Origin of the sequence: Mycobacterium sp. (genome assembly GCF_035499775.1) — a bacterium.
In the GTDB taxonomy this organism is placed as follows: Bacteria; Actinomycetota; Actinomycetes; order Mycobacteriales; family Mycobacteriaceae; genus Mycobacterium.
Genome location: NZ_DATJYB010000543.1, coordinates 1 through 14678, shown reverse-complemented (window position 1 = coordinate 14678; position 14678 = coordinate 1). Strand labels below are relative to the sequence as shown.

16 protein-coding genes and 2 pseudogenes are annotated in these 14678 nt (G+C 66.5%); 6 read left to right on the top strand and 12 right to left on the bottom strand.

The features are described from left to right. The 3 genes and pseudogenes from VML93_RS33150 to VML93_RS33140 all read right to left on the bottom strand — a co-directional run. A pseudogene (locus tag VML93_RS33150) lies at positions 1-512 on the bottom strand (lipid-transfer protein); the annotation flags it as partial. 157 nt (positions 513-669) lie between these two features. Beyond that, positions 670-978 (bottom strand): hypothetical protein, encoded by a 309-nt coding sequence (locus tag VML93_RS33145; RefSeq protein ID WP_325617248.1) that lies wholly within the window; start codon positions 976-978, stop codon positions 670-672. A gap of 97 nt (positions 979-1075) precedes the next feature. Continuing rightward, on the bottom strand, positions 1076-1771 hold the full coding sequence (locus tag VML93_RS33140; protein ID WP_325617245.1) for a cutinase family protein: 696 nt from the start codon (positions 1769-1771) through the stop codon (positions 1076-1078). A 91-nt stretch (positions 1772-1862) separates the two neighbouring features. On the opposite strand from VML93_RS33140, the gene VML93_RS33135 reads away from it, so the two are divergent. Then, a complete protein-coding gene (locus VML93_RS33135; RefSeq protein ID WP_325617242.1) occupies positions 1863-2366 on the top strand; it encodes a hypothetical protein in 504 nt (167 codons plus the stop codon). 6 nt (positions 2367-2372) lie between these two features. On the opposite strand, the gene truB is transcribed toward VML93_RS33135, so the two are convergent. The 3 genes from truB to VML93_RS33120 are packed head-to-tail and all read right to left on the bottom strand — an operon-like array spanning position 2373 to position 4923. Then, positions 2373-3254 carry a tRNA pseudouridine(55) synthase TruB gene (gene truB, locus VML93_RS33130; protein ID WP_325617240.1) on the bottom strand — a complete coding sequence of 294 codons (882 nt, stop codon included), beginning with the start codon at positions 3252-3254 and terminating at the stop codon, positions 2373-2375. Continuing rightward, the gene (locus tag VML93_RS33125) at positions 3251-3949 is read right to left on the bottom strand and encodes a 4'-phosphopantetheinyl transferase (protein ID WP_325617238.1); all 699 of its coding nucleotides are present in this window, start codon (positions 3947-3949) and stop codon (positions 3251-3253) included. The genes truB and VML93_RS33125 overlap by 4 nt, the downstream gene beginning before the upstream one ends. Beyond that, positions 3946-4923 carry a metallophosphoesterase gene (locus VML93_RS33120; RefSeq protein WP_325617236.1) on the bottom strand — a complete coding sequence of 326 codons (978 nt, stop codon included), beginning with the start codon at positions 4921-4923 and terminating at the stop codon, positions 3946-3948. Before VML93_RS33120 ends, VML93_RS33125 begins: the two co-directional genes overlap by 4 nt. Before the next feature lie 123 nt (positions 4924-5046). Here VML93_RS33120 and VML93_RS33115 point away from each other — a divergent pair, with 123 nt between their 5' ends. Next, positions 5047-5622: a DUF3558 domain-containing protein gene (locus tag VML93_RS33115; RefSeq protein ID WP_325617234.1), complete on the top strand. Its 576-nt coding sequence runs from the start codon at positions 5047-5049 to the stop codon at positions 5620-5622. Between the two features lie 20 nt (positions 5623-5642). Continuing rightward, complete coding sequence (locus tag VML93_RS33110; RefSeq protein WP_325617232.1) at positions 5643-7295, top strand: CocE/NonD family hydrolase; 1653 nt, start codon at positions 5643-5645, stop codon at positions 7293-7295. Here the strand turns inward: VML93_RS33110 and VML93_RS33105 are convergent. Continuing rightward, positions 7292-7843, bottom strand: coding sequence for a DUF1802 family protein (locus tag VML93_RS33105; protein WP_325617230.1), 552 nt, complete (start codon positions 7841-7843; stop codon positions 7292-7294). The genes VML93_RS33110 and VML93_RS33105 overlap by 4 nt on opposite strands. Beyond that, positions 7840-8088: a DUF2277 domain-containing protein gene (locus VML93_RS33100; RefSeq protein ID WP_325617228.1), complete on the bottom strand. Its 249-nt coding sequence runs from the start codon at positions 8086-8088 to the stop codon at positions 7840-7842. The genes VML93_RS33105 and VML93_RS33100 overlap by 4 nt, the downstream gene beginning before the upstream one ends. Positions 8089-8202: 114 nt before the next feature. Here VML93_RS33100 and VML93_RS33095 point away from each other — a divergent pair. The 3 genes and pseudogenes from VML93_RS33095 to VML93_RS33085 form a co-directional block, all read left to right on the top strand. Next, positions 8203-8603 (top strand): annotated as a pseudogene (locus VML93_RS33095) (protein kinase domain-containing protein); the annotation flags it as partial. A 261-nt stretch (positions 8604-8864) separates the two neighbouring features. After that, on the top strand, positions 8865-9614 hold the full coding sequence (locus tag VML93_RS33090) for an enoyl-CoA hydratase (RefSeq protein WP_325617226.1): 750 nt from the start codon (positions 8865-8867) through the stop codon (positions 9612-9614). Between the two features lie 57 nt (positions 9615-9671). After that, the gene (locus VML93_RS33085; RefSeq protein ID WP_325617224.1) at positions 9672-10853 is read left to right on the top strand and encodes an RtcB family protein; all 1182 of its coding nucleotides are present in this window, start codon (positions 9672-9674) and stop codon (positions 10851-10853) included. Positions 10854-10856: 3 nt separating this feature from the next. On the opposite strand, the gene VML93_RS33080 is transcribed toward VML93_RS33085, so the two are convergent. The 4 genes from VML93_RS33080 to VML93_RS33065 form a co-directional block, all read right to left on the bottom strand. Further along, complete coding sequence (locus VML93_RS33080; protein WP_325617222.1) at positions 10857-11939, bottom strand: sn-glycerol-3-phosphate ABC transporter ATP-binding protein UgpC; 1083 nt, start codon at positions 11937-11939, stop codon at positions 10857-10859. Positions 11940-11943: 4 nt separating this feature from the next. Next, positions 11944-13251, bottom strand: a complete 1308-nt coding sequence (locus VML93_RS33075) for an ABC transporter substrate-binding protein (RefSeq protein WP_325617220.1) — start codon at positions 13249-13251, stop codon at positions 11944-11946. A gap of 6 nt (positions 13252-13257) precedes the next feature. Continuing rightward, positions 13258-14043, bottom strand: coding sequence for a carbohydrate ABC transporter permease (locus VML93_RS33070; RefSeq protein ID WP_325617250.1), 786 nt, complete (start codon positions 14041-14043; stop codon positions 13258-13260). Between the two features lie 38 nt (positions 14044-14081). Further along, positions 14082-14678: sugar ABC transporter permease (locus VML93_RS33065; protein ID WP_325617218.1), on the bottom strand; the 597-nt coding region annotated here is incomplete at its 5' end.

The following is a 14678-nucleotide window of genomic DNA, read 5'->3' as shown; positions in this document are numbered from 1 at the left end:
GCGGTGGTGCCGTACTTCTTCATGTGCTCGCGGCCGGCCGCCCCGAACATCCACGGCGCCACCGGAAAAGCGAACTCGTCGATCGCGGCCAACGCCTGGACATGCTTGCCCAGCGGCGACTCCCGGTCGGTGGCGCCGCCGGCCAATGCGCCGGGCTGCATCTTCTCGAAGCCCAGCGCCAGCACGCAGTCGGCCAGCCCGCCGCGGATGGCCTGCGCGCCCAGAAACAGCGCTGTGGACCCGGTCGAACAGTTGTTGTTGACGTTGACGATCGGGATGCCGGTCATGCCGAGCTCGTAGAGCGCGCGCTGCCCGGAGGTGGAGTCTCCCGAGCAGTAGCCGACGTAGCCGTGCTCGATCTCGGTGTAGTCGACCCCGGCGTCCTGCAGCGCGTTGGTGCCGGACTCCTTGGCCATCTGCGGATAGTCCCAGCCTTCCCGGCGACCCGGCTTCTCGAACTTCGTCATACCCACGCCGACGACGTAAACCTTGTTGGAACCGTTCTTGGACATGACACCCCTTCGTGGACCATCGAGAAACCTGGCCCCAGTGTGCAACCTGGTCACGCGCAGGGATCAACCGGGTCTCTTACTGTGACACCTACAGTGAGGCCGGGCACGCAGCCCGATGGCGGTCGTCAGCCGACGACCGCGTTCCGCTCGGACTGTCCTACGGGTTGTGCTGCATGACGCACTGCACAATCCCGTTGGCAAGGCGCGGCTCGTAGCCCATCTGCGTTACTTTCTGGGCTTCTCCGGCGGGGGGAACACCTGATTTGAGATCCTGCTCGACAACGCCCATGAGGTACGAATTCTTCAGGTCGGGGGCGTTCAGCGGGATTGGCGCCAGGTGTCCCACGCAGCGGCTGTAACCGTCGTAGTCAGCGTGAGCAGACGGTAACGCCGTCGGCATACTCGGGGCGATAAACAGGGCAGTGACGGCTGCGCCGGCAGCGGCAGCGACGTGGGTGATATGCATGGATGCGTGGATACCCACCGCCGGGGCAAATAATTCCTTCCAACAGCAAAAAGTGCGAATCTGTGTTCGCAGATCAGTTTTTAGCCCCGTACCGGCCTCAGAGATGGCTCGCGACGAAAGCTGCGGCCTGGCCGGGCATCCCGGACTGCAAGTAGGCATGGTGCGCCGGGGAGGACAGCTCGTCCGGCGAAGGCGGCGCCAGCGCCCCGCCCACAGAGCAAATCGGATCGCCGGGTGCACACAAGTCAATTGCCTTGGCCCCATACCAAGGGCTGATCTCGCTGATGGGCCCGCCGAGATATCTGCTCGCCGGATTCCCGAAGACGGCGACCGCGGCAACATGATCGGCCACGTCCGCCGGCAGCGACGAGGGGATGAAGCCCGCGACCGGTCCTCGAGCGATGGTGATCAGATCGATGACCATCGCGCCTTGGGAATCTCCACCCAGCACCAGCTTGGTGTTGGGACAGTTCGCAGCCATGGACTGAACGTGAGCGCTCGCGTCGCCGGCGCCGGCGGATGCGGACGGCGCGAAATCGTCGCTGGCTGGGTAGTTGACCGGATAGACACCGACGGACCGGCCGCCGACCTGCGAGCGCAGTGCGGTCAGAAACGCCGTCCCGACGCCACCGACACCGGGTGGCTCGTTGGTGGTGCGGGCGAACGTCACATCGACGTCGGGGCACGGAGCAGCGAATGCGGAGGGGGCGGTGGGGATCGGTGCGCTCAGCAGGGCGGCCCAGGTTGTCACCACTGCGGCACCCAGCACACGAGCGAACTGGCGCGCGTTCACGTCCCAATGCTGGCATATCGCGACGGAAGCGCCCAGATCGAGTAGCCGGTTACGCTAGGCCGCCCCGTGACGAGGTCGCAGCATTGCAAACATGATGCCGAGCACAGACACCGTTCCGCCGCAGCACCCGCAGGTGGGGACGAACCGGACACGGAGGCAATACCCGGGCGCCGGCAAAGCGGCGCTGATCGCGGCCGTCATCGTCGTCTTCGCGGTCGTCGGCGTGCTGGTCATCCGGGTCATAGCCAACCACGCGGGCAGCCAAACAGCCGCTCCCATCCCGGACATGTGGCAGAACGTCGACCCGAAGACCCGCGGCATCGTGCAGATCGACATCGCCGAGGTCCCGGACGGGCTGACCATCCACCCGTGGGGAGCCTGCCTGCCCACGCCATGCGATTGGGGCACCCAGCTGGTACATGTGCCACGCGGCGCAGCAACCTGGGACGTCCGCTGGTCCCCGTCGTTCGCTGTGGAAGACCAGCACTACACCCGCCTGCCGGACGGCAGGCTGAACGTCACGACCCACACGCACTTCACGGATGATTCGGGCCGCGCCGACTACGACTCCGACGAGGATTTCGCGCGGACCTGAGCCCCTCTAAAGCGTCGCTGGGCGGATAACCACCACCGGCTTGGTCCGCGGGCCGTCGTCGCGCAGCAGCGCAACCACCCGGCCGTCGGCCTCGCACGCGGCATAGACACCTTCGATACCGGCCGGCGAAAGCGCCCGGCCATGGCTGGTCGCCTCGGCTTCTGAGGCCGTCAGGTCGCGGCGCGGAAACATCAGCAGACAGGCTTCATCAAGGGTCAGGCTCAACCGGGGCCGCTCGGCCAGTTCGTCCAGCAAGCACGCCTGGTCCAGGTCGAAACGCCCGACCCGGGTGCGCCGCAGCGACGTCAGGTGCCCGCCGACACCCAGCGCCTCGCCTAGGTCGCGGGCCAGCGCGCGGATGTACGTTCCCGACGAGCAGTCGACCTCGACATCGAAGTCGACGAGCCGATCGTGAGCTCGCACCGCCAGCAGCTCGAACCGGTCGATGCGCACCGGCCGCGGGTGCAGTTCGACGGTGTGGCCCTCGCGGACCAGGCGATAGGCGCGGCGCCCGTCGACCTTGATCGCGCTGACCGCCGACGGCACCTGCTTGATGTCGCCGCGCAGCACGGCCATCGCCCGGGCGATATCCTCGGTTCTCACGTGCTCGGCCGAAATCGATTGCAGCAGTTCGCCTTCGGCGTCTTCGGTGGACGTGGCCTGACCCAGCCGAATAGTCGCGGCATACGACTTGGAGGCCGCCGTCAGCAGGCCCAGGATCTTGGTGGCGCGGTTGATCCCGATTACCAGCACGCCGGTGGCCATCGGGTCCAGCGTCCCCGCGTGCCCCACCCGGCGGGTGGAGAAGATGCGACGGCAGCGGCCCACCACGTCGTGGCTGGTCATGCCGGCCGGCTTGTCGACGACGACGATTCCGGGGTCGGTCATAGCACGATCGCGGTCAGCACCAGTCCGTGCTCGACCGACCAACGACCCGCGAGCGCCCGCAGCGGCGGACCCGACAGCGCCTCCGGATCGATCAGGATCCGGGAGACGAAGCGGCCGGCCGAACCGGGCGGATCGACCTCGAACGAGATGTGCGCATCCTCGAAACCCAGCCACCGTTTGGTCAGCGGAAACCACGCCTTGTACGTTGCCTCCTTGGCGCAGAACAGAATTCGATCCCAATGCAGGGCCGCCGGCATCTTGGCCGGTATTTCGCTGCGCTCCTCGGGCAGGCTGATCGCGTCCAGCACACCGCCGGGCAACACGTCGTGCGGCTCTGCGTCGATGCCCACCGAGCGCACCGCGTCGCGGCGCCCGACAACGGCGCCGCGGTAGCCGGTGCAGTGGGTGAGGCTGCCGACCACGCCGTCCGGCCAGCACGGCTCCCCCTTCTCGCCCTTCAGGATCGGCACCTTCAGGATCGGCACCGGCGGCACGCTGAGTTCACCCAGCGCGATCCGGGCGCAGTGCCGGGCGGTGATGAACTCGTTGCGCCGCTTGGCAACCGACTTGGCGATCAGCGGCTCCTCCTCGGGCAGCGGGGCCAGCTCGGGCGGGTCGGAGTACAACTCGGCGTACGCCAGATCAGACACCAGCGTGCCGGGTAGCACCGAGGACACCAGCGTGCTGGTGGTCATCGAGACTGCCGCTGCCGCAATCGTTCCCGGAACTGCGCGGCCTGCGCACGCATCTCGGGAGTGATCACGAAGTGACCGCCGAAGTCGTTGAGGTAGCCGGGCGCGTACTGCGGATCGGGCAATACCTGCCGCAGCCAGCTGTACGGCTTGCGGCGTCGCCACTCCCGCGGGTAGCCGACCGACACCTCCTCGAATCGCACATCGTCATACCAGGTGGTGCGCGGAATGTGTAAGTGGCCGTAAACCGAGCAGACGGCGTTGTAGCGGGTGTGCCAGTCGGCGGTCTTGGTGGTGCCGCACCACAGCGAGAACTCGGGATAGAACAACGCGTCGCAGGGCTCGCGCACCATCGGGAAGTGGTTGACCAGCACGGTCGGCGTCATCCAATCGAGCTGTTCGAGGCGGGCGCGGGTGCTGGCCAGCCGGTCGCGGCACCAAGCCTCGCGGGTGTGGTAGGGCTCCGGGGAGAGCAGGAACTCGTCGGTGGCCACCACATTGCGCTGCCGCGCGATGGCCAATCCCTCGGCTTTGGTCGTCGCACCCTCCGGCAGAAAGCTGTAGTCGTAGAGCAGGAACATCGGCACGATCGTGGCCGGGCCGCCGCGTTCGGTCCACACCGGGAACGGATGTTCGGGGGTGACCACGCCCATCTCGTCGCACATGTTGACCAGGTAGTCGTAGCGTGAACGACCGAAGATCTGCATCGGATCGCGGCTGGTGGTCCACAGCTCGTGGTTGCCGGGCACCCAGATCACCTTGGCGAACCGCCGCCGCAGCAGGTCCAGCGTCCAGCGGATCTCGTCGGTGCGTTCGCCGACGTCACCGGCCACGATCAGCCAATCGTCCGGCGATGACGGGCGCAGCGACTCGGCGACGGGCTTGTTCCCGGTGTGGCCGGTGTGCAGGTCGGACACGGCCCACAGCGTCGGCTGACCGCCGTGGGTCGATCCCTGCCCTGGTTCGTGACTGGCCACGATTAACCACCCTAACGAGCTAGCGCTGTGCAAGCCGAGCCAGAACAACTTCGGTTTCACTGTGACGGCGAGCAAGCGACTTGTATAGTCCGGGCAAAGGGACCGCCGATCGCAGGGGGTGTCGTGTTAACCAGGCTGCGTCTGATCGGGGCGTTCGGCGCGTTGATCACAGCATTGGGAGTGGGCTGGCAGTGTGCTCCACCGGCGCCGACCGGGGGCGGCACCTACCAACTACGGTCCACCGCGCAACCTATGGAAACCACGATGAAGAGCCCCATCGTGGCAACCACCGACCCGAGCCCGTTCGACCCGTGTCAAGACCTTCCGATCGACGCGTTGCAGCGGCTCGGACTGGCGTTCACCCCGCCCGAGCGCGAAGACGGGCTGCGCTGCAAGCTCGACGCGGGCAACTACACGTTGGCCCTCGAGCCGATCATCTGGCGCACTTACGACCAGTCGTTGCCCGCTGACGCGCTCGAGACCGCGATCCAAGGGCACCGGGCCGCCCAGTACTGGGTGATGAAGCCGACCTATCACAACAGCTTCTGGTTCTTCTCCTGCATGATCGCGTTCAAGACCAGCTATGGGGTGCTGCAGCAGGCGCTGTACTTCTCGACGATCTACTCCAACCCCGAGCCCGACTGCATGCCCACCAACCTGCAGCGCGCCAACGACCTCGCCCCGCTGTACAAGTTCTGACTCGTCTTAACCTAGGTGTCGTGAGTACGACTTCCACCGCACAGCCGCGGCTGCGCAACGTGACCAGAGTCGGCGGCAATGCGGTCGGCGGACTGCTGGGACTGCCCCGGGCGACCACCCGTTACACCGTGAGTCGCGTCGGCGTACCGATGCGCGACGGGGTCCGGCTGGTGGCCGACCACTACGCGCCGATCACGTCGCATCCCGCGGGCACCCTGCTGGTCCGGGGACCCTACGGGCGCAGCTTTCCGTTCTCGCTGGTGTTCGGCCGGCTGTATGCCGCCCGCGGCTATCACGTGCTGCTGCAGAGCGTGCGCGGCACTTTCGGGTCGGGCGGAGAGTTCGAGCCGATGGTCAACGAGGCCGCCGACGGCGCCGACACGGTTGAGTGGCTGCGTGCGCAGCCCTGGTTCACCGGCCGGTTCGCCACCGTCGGGCTGTCGTATCTCGGCTTTACCCAGTGGGCGTTGCTGCAGGATCCGCCGCCCGAGCTCGCCGCGGCCGTCATCACCGTCGGGCCGCACGACTTCCGTGATTCGGTGTGGGGCACCGGCACATTCGCGGTCAACGACTTTCTTGGTTGGAGCAATCTGGTTTCCCATCAGGAAGACCCCGGGCGGCTGCGCACCGGTGTCCGCCAGCTGACCGCGCCACGAAAGGTGGCGCGCGCGGTCGGTGAGGTGCCGTTGGGGACGTCGGCCCGCGCCCTGCTCGGCACGAGCGCGCCGTGGTTCGAATCGTGGGTGGAACACACCGACGCCGACGATCCGTTCTGGGACCGGCTGCGCTTTCCCGACGCACTGGACCGCGTCGAGGTGCCGGTGCTGCTCCTCAGCGGCTGGCAAGACATCTTCCTGAGCCAGTCTTTGCACCAGTATCGGCATCTGCGCAACCGGGGCGTGGACGTCGCGCTCACCGTCGGGCCGTGGACGCACACCCAGATGCTCGGCAAGGGTCTGGCCACCAGCGCCCAAGAGTCGCTGGACTGGGTGGACGCCCATCTGGGGGGCGCACCGGCATTGCAACGCCCAAGCACGGTCCGCGTGTTCGTCAACAATCAAGGCTGGCGCCGCCTGCCGGACTGGCCGCCCGCGACCACCGATCATGTGCTGTACCTGCAGCCCGGTGGCCACCTCGGGGTGACCGCGCCGGCGACCGACGCGCCCCCGGCGACATTCCGCTACGACCCGTCGAACCCGACACCGATGATCGGCGGTCCCCTGCTGACACCGACCGGCGGCTACCGCAACGACAGCCGGCTGGCGTTGCGTCATGACGTGCTCAGCTTCACCGGCGCCACCCTCCCCCGCGACCTGTACGCCTACGGAAATCCCGTCATCGAGCTGGAGCACAGCGCCGACAACCCCAACGTCGACCTGTTCGTCCGGCTCAGCGAGGTCGACGCCAAGGGCCGTTCGCGCAATGTCAGCGACAGCTACCGGCGGTTGGACGGGCGGCAGCGGGTCCGCATCGAGCTCGACGCCATCGCGCACCGGTTCCCGGCCGGCTCGCGCATCCGCGTCCTGATCACCGGCAGTTGGTTCCCGCGCTACGCGCGCAACTTCGGCACCGACGAACCACTGCTGACCGGCCGGCAGCTGAAGCCGGCCACCCACGCCGTGCACTTCGGAAGCTCCCGGTTGGTGCTTCCGGTCGGCTCGCCGGATGCTTAACCGATGGCGTCGCGAACCCGGGCGGTGACGTGCGCTAGCGCGGCCTCGCCGTGTAACGGCGCCCCCAGAGCGGGCGTCACCGGGACCTGAACCCAGCTGGTACAGCCGGCGTAGTCCGGGGTGCGGATGATGCGGACCGGCTCGAGGAGCGGGATCGCCTGGACGATCAGCACGGCCAGCTTGTGCTTGGGCCGGAAGTCGAGTCGGTCGGCGCGCACCGACTCGGCGGTCCAGATGTGCAGGTCCTCGATTTCGGACAACCCATCCGGCCGGTTGACCGCAAGCGTGGCAACGACTTTGGCTGCGGCCCTCAGCGTCAGGTGGGTTTCGGTGCTGTCGGCGGCCGCCGCGGCCAGCAACTCGCGATGCTCGGGCCGTACTCGCTTCGCGTGGCTGTGCGCGACCGTCGGGAACAACAGGAACTCGGGGGCCGTGACCTCGAAGCGCTTCTCCCCGATGCCGCCCTTGCGCAGCAGGATGGTCTGCCGGCCATCAAGCAGGCCGTGCACCGCCGCGCTCCACTCCTTGAGCGCGGGCGTCTGCGTCATCTGGCCGCCAGGCGGCGCAGCGGCGGGACGGTCTTGGGGGGCTGGCGGCGTGGCGGCAGCGACTGCAGCAGCCGCGTCGTCGTCGCGGTGACCTCGGCGACCGCGAGCTCGAACGCCTCGGCATTGGCCGCCGACGGGTGGGTGATGCCGCTGACCTTGCGCACATACTGGCGCGACGCCGCCGCGATCTCCTCGGGCGTGGCCGACGGTTGCAACCCGCGCAGTTCGGTGATGTTCCGGCACATGGGTTCCACGATAGGCGCGGACGCCAGGCCGACGATTCCAAGATTCTTGCAAGATGATTGCGATACTTATGGCCATCTTCATATCTGTCATCGCGTAGCAGATGGGGTACCGCAATGTCGGGTGAGGGGGGCGGGACGCCGTTTGGGCGCTCCCGGCTGATCGAGGTGTAGGGCCGGGGCGGTGGCGCACGCATGACACCGACACCGACCGGATCGTGGCCCTCAAACTGCTGCCCGCGGGTCTGTCGGAGGACGACGACTTTCAGCGGCGCTTCCGCCGCGAAGCCCACGCCGCCGCCCGGTTGAACAGCCCGCACGTCATCCCGATCCATCACCATGGCGAGATCGACGGGCACCTGTATGTCGACATGCGCCTGGTCGAGGGCCGCGACCTGCACACCGTGTTGGCCGACGGGCCGCTGGAACCCGCCCGCGCGGTGCATATCATCGGGCAGGTCGCCGCGGCGTTGCAGGCCGCCCACGAGGTGGGTCTGCTGCACCGCGACATCAACCCGTTCCGTCTTGCCAATCGATCCAGGACTCGTATGGCAAATGTGGCTACCCCTCGAAACTGGTGGATTCGTGCGGATGCTGAGCCACTGCTTCGAGCAGCGCCGAGCGTGCTAGCAATGCCAGCAAACCTGCGCGTTGACGGTTTGCTCCGCACCGCCGTCAAGTCCTGCGCGCGCTGCGGCATGGTGGAGCTTGCGCGAGACGCCCGCGATGCCATCCGATAGGCACAAATACCACGACCCCAACAGTGCTAAGAAGGCCCCATGACCGACGACATCCTGCTGATCGACACCGACGACCGGGTTCGCACCCTGACGCTCAACCGGCCGCAGTCCCGCAACGCGCTGTCCTCGGCGCTGCGGGACCGGTTCTTCGGGGCGCTGACCGACGCCGAGGCCGACGACGACGTCGACGTCGTCATCGTCACCGGCGCCGACCCGGTGTTCTGCGCCGGACTGGACCTCAAAGAGCTGGGCGGGTCCTCGGCGCTGCCGGACATTTCGCCGCGCTGGCCACCGATGACCAAGCCGGTAATCGGCGCGATCAACGGCGCCGCGGTCACCGGTGGGCTGGAGATCGCGCTGTACTGCGACATCCTGATCGCGTCGGAGCAGGCGCGCTTCGCCGACACCCACGCCCGGGTCGGCCTGCTGCCCACCTGGGGCCTGAGTGTGCGGCTACCACAGAAGGTCGGGGTCGGCCTGGCCCGGCGGATGAGCATGACCGGCGACTACCTGTCCGCCGCCGACGCGCTGCGGGCCGGCCTGGTCACCGAGGTGGTGCCGCACGAGCAGCTACTGAGCACCGCGCGCCAGGTCGCCGCGACCATCGTCGGCAACAACCAGAACGCGGTACGGGCGTTGCTGGCGTCCTACCACCGCATCGACGAGTCACAGACCAGCGAGGGGCTGTGGTTGGAAGCCATGGCGGCCAAGCAATTCCGGACCAGCGGCGACGACATCGCCGCCAACCGTGAGGCCGTGCTGCAACGCGGACGCTCGCAGGTGCGCTGATCGAGCCGAAAATAATTCGCGAGCTTTCCCGACGTTTGCAGGCCATCATTGGTCTCTATGAAGCGAATCCACGGGCACAAGCTGCTCAACTTCGCCTCCGAGATCGACGACGGCACGATCGAACAGGCCAAGGAGACCGCCTCGATGCCGTTCGTGCATCCGCATGTGGCGCTGATGCCCGACGCGCACGTGGGCAAGGGCTCTGCGGTGGGCACGGTGATCCCGACGCTGGGTGCGGTGATTCCCGCCGCGGTGGGCGTGGACATCGGCTGCGGCATGATCGCCGCGCGGACCAAGTACACCCAGGACGACATCGCCGACCTGCCCCTAAGCAAGCTGCGCTCCTCCATCGAGTCAGCCATCCCGATGAGCAAGGGCGGTTACAACGACCGGTCCGACCGCTTCGACTTCACCGCGGGACGCCTCGAATCCCTGGCACACCAAGCGGAATCGAGCGGAGTCGACCTCAGTCACTCCCCCAACTGGCGCCTGCAGCTGGGCACCCTCGGCGGCGGCAACCACTTCATCGAGTTGTGCCTGGACAACCACGATCACGTCTGGATGTTCCTGCATTCCGGCAGCCGCGGCGTCGGCAACAAGATCGCCAACCGGCACATCAAGATCGCCCAGAAGCTGATGGCCCAGTTCTGGATCAAGCTGCCCAATCCGGACCTGGCGTACCTGCCGCAGGGCACCCGCGAATTCACCAGCTACATTACCGAATTGAAGTGGGCGCAGGCGTTCGCGCTGGCCAACCGCGCCGAGATGATGGACCGCTTCCGGCAGGTGCTCGCCGGGCACATGAACGACGACCCCGCCGACATCGAGGTCGACCGGGTGAATTGTCACCATAACTACACCGCGGTGGAAAACCACGGCGGCAAGGACGTCTGGATCACCCGCAAGGGCGCGATCAACGCCAATAAGGGTGTGCGCGCGGTCATTCCGGGCAGCATGGGCACCCGCTCCTACATCGTGACCGGCCTGGGGAACCAAGCCGGTCTGTGCAGCGCCCCGCACGGTGCGGGCCGGCGCTTTTCGCGCACCGAGGCACGGCGTCGATTCACCACCGACGACCTCGCGCAGGCGATGCAGGGCATCGAGTACCGGCACGGCGCCGCGTGGATCGACGAGATCCCGTCGGCGTACAAGGACATCGACGCGGTGATGGACGACGCGCGGGAGCTGGTGCAGATCGACTTCGAGCTGCGCCAGATACTCAACGTCAAAGGCGAGTGACCGCTAGCGAATACGGTCTTCGGTTGCCGGATCGAAGAAGCACACTTCGTGCGAGTGCGGCACGATCGACAACGCATCGCCTACGGTGACCGCGGTGCGACGGTCGGTGCGGAACACGATCCGTTGCGCGCGCAGCGACCAGCCCTGCTGATCGGCCGGTGTTGCGTAGACAAACGATTCGAAGCCGAGTTCTTCGACCAATTCGACGTGCACCGTGAAAGCTCCCGGCATATCGGCTGTCACGACGTCCCACGACTCGGGCCGGACGCCGATCAGCACCCGGCCGCCCACCGAGCGTGGGACCGGTATCGCCAGATCGGGCGACTTGACCACGCCGTCGGCCACCGTGGCATCGATGAGGTTCATCGCGGGCGCGCCGATGAACGTCGCGACGAACGTGTTGACCGGGTCGTCGTAGAGGGCGCGAGGAGTGTCAACCTGTTGTAGCACACCGTCTTTGAGTACGGCCACCCGATCGCCCATCGTCATCGCCTCGACTTGGTCGTGGGTGACGTAGACGGTGGTGGTGCCCAGCCGCCGTTGCAGTCCCGAGATCTGCGACCGGGTACTCACCCTCAGCTTGGCATCCAGATTCGACAGCGGCTCGTCCATACAGAACACCTGGGGCCGCCGCACGATCGCGCGTCCCATCGCCACCCGCTGCCGCTGCCCGCCGGACAGCTTCGAGGGCTTGCGGTCAAGCAGCTCAGTCAGTTCCAGCATGTCGGCGACTTCCAGCACTCGTTGCCGGGTGTCCGCACGCGACATGCCGGCGTTGCGCAACGCGAAACCCATGTTGCCGGCGACGGTCATGTTCGGGTACAGCGCGTAGTTCTGGAATACCATCGCGACGTCGCGCGCCCGCGCCGGCAGGTGCGTCACGTCCACGTCGCCGATGCTGATTTGGCCGCTGGCAACCGATTCCAGCCCGGCAAGCATACGCAAGGTGGTGGACTTGCCGCAGCCGGACGGGCCGACAAGTACCAGGAATTCGCCGTCGGCGACGTCGAGTTCCAGGTTGTCGACGGCCGGCGTGTCGGCGCCGGGATAGCGATGGGTGACCGCGGAATACTGCACTCTGGCCATGGCGCTAACTCTGCAGCTTTCGCTTCATCTGGCGCTCGTAGATGACCCGCAGCTGTTGTTCGATGCTGGTGAAGGTTGCGGTCACGTCGGATCCCTTCAGTCCGATGGATTCCAGGCCGGCGGAGATGATGCGGTCACCGCCGGGCAGGAAAACACGCGCGTAGTCCTGCGGCCGGGTGTGCGGGAGTTGGTCGAGCGCGACGCGCGCACGCGGGTTGTCCGCCAGGTATTTCTGTTCGCCCGGATCGTCGGCGGCAGACTTTCGCACCGCCAGGTAGCCGGTACGCCGACTGAAATAGGCGGTGTTCGCCGGGTTGGTGACGAATTGGATGAACTTGAGCGCGTTGATCTTTCGTTCGTCAGAGAGCTGGGCGGGAATCGCCAGCCCGGCCCCGCCGGTGGGGCATCCGGGCGTTCCGCCGGGGCCGGTCGGCAGGGGTGCGGCGCCGAAGTCGAATCTGGCCGCGGCGGTGATCCCGACCAGGCCGCCGGTCGACACCACGGTCGAGGCCAGGATGCCGGTGGCGAACTCGTTGGCGCTGTCGTGGGCCACCGCCGCATAACCCTTGCGGTGGATGGAATCCCGCAGAAAGTTGCCCGCCGCGATGGTGGCCGGTTCGGTGAACGTCAACGTCCACTTGTCGGAATAGGCGCCGCCGAACGTCCAGATCGGTCCCTGGAACGTCCAGGAAATCGTTTCGGCATTGGCCCAGCCGTGCGCCCGTTTTCCGGCACCGACGACCTCCTGCAGCCGCGGACCCCAGTCGTCGAATTCCGGCCAGCTGTCGGGCCCGCGGTCGGGCAGGCCGGCCCGCTGCCACACCTGTTTGTTGTAGTAGAAGAGCGGCGTCGAGCGCGCATAGGGCAGGGCGTAATGCTTGCCGTCGAACTCGTAGTCGGCCAGCAGCGTGTCGACGTAATCCGTTGTGTCCACTCCTACTTCACGAAAAAGCTCGTCGAGCGGAGCGATGACACCGCTGAGGGCGAAGTGGAACCACCAAATATCGTCCAGCACCACGACGTCGGGCACATCGGCGCCGATCAGAGCCGCGTTGAACTTCTGCGCCACCTCGTCGTAGTCCTTACCCGCGTCGATCAGCTTGACGGACAACCCGGGGAACTGGTTCTGGAATCGGCTGACCAATTCCCGTTCCACCGCCACGGATTGGCCGGGGTGGTTGGACCAGAACGCGATCGGCCCGGATCCCGACTTGACCGGGCGGGTGCCGCCCATGCCGGCGCACCCGGTCGCCAAACCCGCGCCCAGCAGGGCGAGAAACGTTCTGCGGCTCAAGGCAGCTGGTGCGTTCATGGCAAATCAGCCCTTCACCGCACCCGAGGTGAGGCCTTTGATCATCTGTCGTTGCAGGACGATGAAGATGAGCAGGATCGGCAGCATCGCCAGCAGCGTTACCGCCATCACCGGGCCCCAGTTCGTCACGCCTTCGGCTTGCTGCAGGAACGTCAGGCCGACCGGCAGCGGCGCCACCGATTCGTCGTCGGACATCAGGAACGGCCAGAGGTATTCGTTCCATTCGTTGACCACGGTGATGACGCCGAAGGCCACCATGGTGGGCCCGGACAGCGGCAACACGACCCGCAGCAGAAGTTGCCACCAACGCGCGCCGTCCATCTCGGCCGCTTCGATGACCTCCGACGGCAGCGACAGAAAGTGGTTGCGCATCAGGAATGTCCCGAACGCTACCCCGGCCAGCGGCAGGATGATGCCCGGAAACGTATTCCGCAGTCCCACTTGGGAAATCAGCGAATAGTTCGAGATCACGGTGATCTGGTTGGGCACCATCAGTGCGGCGATGATCAACAAGAACACCGCGTTCCGGCCCGGGAACCGCACGAACACCAGGCCGAACGCGCTGAGCACACCGAGCACGAACTTCACCAGGGCCAGCGCCGACGTGATGATCACCGAGTTGCGCAGGAAGGTCCAGAACGGAATCTGGTGGGTGGCCGTCCGGTAGTTCTGCGGATGCCAGCGCGGCGGCCACCAGGTGGTCGGCTGCGAATAGATGTCCGGCTGGTTCTTGAACGACGTGAAGAACACGAATATCAACGGCCCGGCGATGAGTAGGACAACCATCAGCATCGCGGCGTAGCCCAGCGTGCGCGCCGACCTTCCGGCCCTCACTGCCGCTGCTCCCGGTCCATGACTCGCACCTGGTAGTACGTGATGGCCAGCAGGACAAGAAACATGATGGTGGCGATGGTGGCGCCGTAACCGGCCCGGAAGTTCCGGAAGGTCTCCAGATACACCTGGAACACCATGGTTGTGGTGCCGGTGCCCATCGGCCCGCCCCGGGTCATCACGTTGATCACGTCGAACACCTGCAGCGAGTTGATCAGAACGGTGATCGACAGGAAGAACGTGGTCGGGCGCAGCTGGGGCAACAACACTCGGGAGAAGGTGGCCCACCGGCTGGCGCCGTCGATTTCGGCCGCCTCCAACAGGTCTCGGCGCACGCCCTGCAACGCGGCCAGATAGATCACGAAGGTGTAGCCGAGGTTCTTCCAGACGTAGGTGACCGTCACCATGAACATCGCCCAATGCGGGTCCTGGTAGAAGTCGGGCACGCCGATCCCGATGCGGTGCAACAGGTCTTGCACCAGGCCGAAATGCGGGTCGAAGACGAACTGGGCCGCCAGCCCGACCGCGGCACCGGAGATCACGAACGGTGCGAATACGGTTGAGCGCACCAGGTTCCGTCCGCGCAACGGCTGGTC

What these genes read in the sequence shown, in the direction of transcription:
- VML93_RS33145 (WP_325617248.1), bottom strand. Translation starts at nt 978, where the DNA reads ATGCATATCACCCACGTCGCTGCCGCTGCCGGCGCAGCCGTCACTGCC.
- VML93_RS33135 (WP_325617242.1), top strand. Translation starts at nt 1,863, where the DNA reads ATGATGCCGAGCACAGACACCGTTCCGCCGCAGCACCCGCAGGTGGGG.
- truB (WP_325617240.1), bottom strand. Translation starts at nt 3,254, where the DNA reads ATGACCGACCCCGGAATCGTCGTCGTCGACAAGCCGGCCGGCATGACC.
- VML93_RS33125 (WP_325617238.1), bottom strand. Translation starts at nt 3,949, where the DNA reads ATGACCACCAGCACGCTGGTGTCCTCGGTGCTACCCGGCACGCTGGTG.
- VML93_RS33105 (WP_325617230.1), bottom strand. Translation starts at nt 7,843, where the DNA reads ATGACGCAGACGCCCGCGCTCAAGGAGTGGAGCGCGGCGGTGCACGGC.
- VML93_RS33100 (WP_325617228.1), bottom strand. Translation starts at nt 8,088, where the DNA reads ATGTGCCGGAACATCACCGAACTGCGCGGGTTGCAACCGTCGGCCACG.
- VML93_RS33090 (WP_325617226.1), top strand. Translation starts at nt 8,865, where the DNA reads ATGACCGACGACATCCTGCTGATCGACACCGACGACCGGGTTCGCACC.
- VML93_RS33085 (WP_325617224.1), top strand. Translation starts at nt 9,672, where the DNA reads ATGAAGCGAATCCACGGGCACAAGCTGCTCAACTTCGCCTCCGAGATC.
- VML93_RS33080 (WP_325617222.1), bottom strand. Translation starts at nt 11,939, where the DNA reads ATGGCCAGAGTGCAGTATTCCGCGGTCACCCATCGCTATCCCGGCGCC.
- VML93_RS33075 (WP_325617220.1), bottom strand. Translation starts at nt 13,251, where the DNA reads ATGAACGCACCAGCTGCCTTGAGCCGCAGAACGTTTCTCGCCCTGCTG.
- VML93_RS33070 (WP_325617250.1), bottom strand. Translation starts at nt 14,043, where the DNA reads ATGCTGATGGTTGTCCTACTCATCGCCGGGCCGTTGATATTCGTGTTC.